Source organism: Caenibacillus caldisaponilyticus, from assembly GCF_002003465.1.
GTDB classification, from domain to species: Bacteria; Bacillota; Bacilli; order Bacillales; family Sporolactobacillaceae; genus Caenibacillus; species Caenibacillus caldisaponilyticus.
In genome coordinates this window covers 1-2,042 of sequence record NZ_BDDQ01000110.1, presented here as the reverse complement: position 1 = coordinate 2,042, position 2,042 = coordinate 1, and the positions used below count along the sequence as shown (strand labels likewise).

The window sequence follows — 2,042 nt, the reverse complement described above, 5'->3', positions numbered from 1 at the left end:
CCGGCGCTGTCGGTCGGAATGACGTGCGATTCATTAGAAAGCACTGCAATGATTGCATCTTCCCCTGCAGGGCCTTGTGGCCCTTGGGGGCCTTGCGGACCAAGATTATTCGTGAATTGAATATCGACGCTGCCCATGATCGCCATTACGCATCATCCCTCTTATGCTCGTCGATTCGAAAGAGTTGGTTTGTCCGCTGCGCGTCCTCGGCATCCTCATTTCCAAAAGAGAATCCTTGTATGAGCCACTTTTTCCCGTTCTCGTCATAATAGTAGCTGATCGCTTCCGGCTCGTTGTATTTGCCGATTTGATTGATCGTCCCCTTGTCAAACGTATATACGATGCGGTATACCAACGATTTCGATCGTATGTCAAAACAATATAAGCAGCGTTGATCAATGCCGAGCGAATCACCGCTTGTGAAATAGACATATGGGAAATCCAAGCACGCCGATTGATAGGTCTGTTCGGCCCCGAAATAGTTCACGTCGCTCCCCCTGGCCGTATATATAGGCTTGAAAACATGGTTCAGAACGTCCGATTTTTTGCAAACATAGAACGTCGGATTCGTCACGCCATACACGAATAGGACATATCCGTTCCGGTTGTCCAAATTGATCCGGTACGCACCGGGCGTGGACAATAGGTCAACTATGCTGCTGTCCCCCCAATCCAGCACCTTCCCCGGCTGATACGGGAATTTGACGACATGCCATTGGTCGTTTGCAACGTCGAGATAGTATGACCAAATCCACATTTGATTGTTGGCGTATTCAATCCCGAAATGTGCGCCGTGGCCGCCACGGATAGCCCACATGCGATCTTTGATGGCGCCGGTGAGATCGGTGCGTGTGATCACATAGCTTTCGATATTTGCCGATGCGTCGCCACTGTGCCGCTTGCTGCCGTAGTATTTTTGCGACCAATAAATATCACCGCGCGGATAGTCCACTTGCGCATATTGCGCTACGCTCGTAGTGAAATCGTCCCACCCGGGCGGCGGGTCCATTTGCAGCGTTGCGAAGTATGCTGCGTCTTCCTCGGTCGCATACAGAATCGGCTCGCTAGCGCCTTCGTTGACTTGACAGCGGATGGTCGAGCCAACAACTTCGCTCCCCACGGTGATCACGTTTCCGACCCCGACGTGCGCCGCTTCCCAATCCAGATCATGGGATCCGTCGGCGTTAATTTTCTGCCATATGAAATCTTCTTTTCTGATGGAAGCCGTCACATCCTCTTTCCCTTCATACACACGAACAATGATCCGTTTTTGGTCGGATCCGTCACTGAAATCCGTACCGTCAGGTGTGAAAGCTTCGACTTTGTAGGCTTTCGCTTTTTGCGCTTCTTGGTAGGCCTGGCTTGCTTTCGCCTGCAGCTCCCAAATGACGTCTGGCGTGACGGCCACAACGTCGATGAATTCGCCGATGACCACTTTGTTGTTGTACGGATTAGCTTCTGATTCATCAAGTTGAATGACCCGGGCCGATATGGTCAGCTCGGGCTGCATAGAAAAGTCTACGACTTGGAAATGATCGCCCAAGTTTGGCATGTAGCCGAGATAGGCGACATCAACTGTATAGTTGTACTTTGGGTGATTGAATTTCTGCAGCTGCTCTTTTCCCCAGTCGAGAAGTCCGCTAGGATTCAAGATTTGATCGTTGACAATGTATCCTTCGAGATATGGACCGCCGTCGTTGTAGATATCGTTGGCGTCATCATCAACGATATAGTCTTTCCCATCGTTGACGCTTGCGATAGAGACTATATTCCCTTTGGAATCAGTTCCGCCATAAACATATAGCTTTGTATACATCTCTTGATCGGTGCCGGAACGTGTGATCCCAAGAAGGTCACGGCTGTATTCCAGTCGCCTTCCTTCCGATTCCCCGAGTTCCTCCACGATGTCGACGAGCTTTCGAATGACCTGGCCGTTGTACACCTGCACATATGCCCGAATCTCAACCCCAAACTGTTGGGTCAGTTGATCAAGCCAATATTGTGCAGTGTTTCCTGCGCTGAATTCCAGCTTTTTTTCGCCA

At 50.4% G+C, this 2,042-nt stretch carries 1 protein-coding gene; it reads right to left on the bottom strand.

The window, feature by feature from the left end; genetic code table 11:
• Nucleotides 1-145: 145 nt before the first annotated feature.
• The coding region (locus CCB157_RS16515; protein ID WP_077616907.1) for a phage baseplate protein at nucleotides 146-2,042 on the bottom strand (1,897 nt) is incomplete at its 5' end.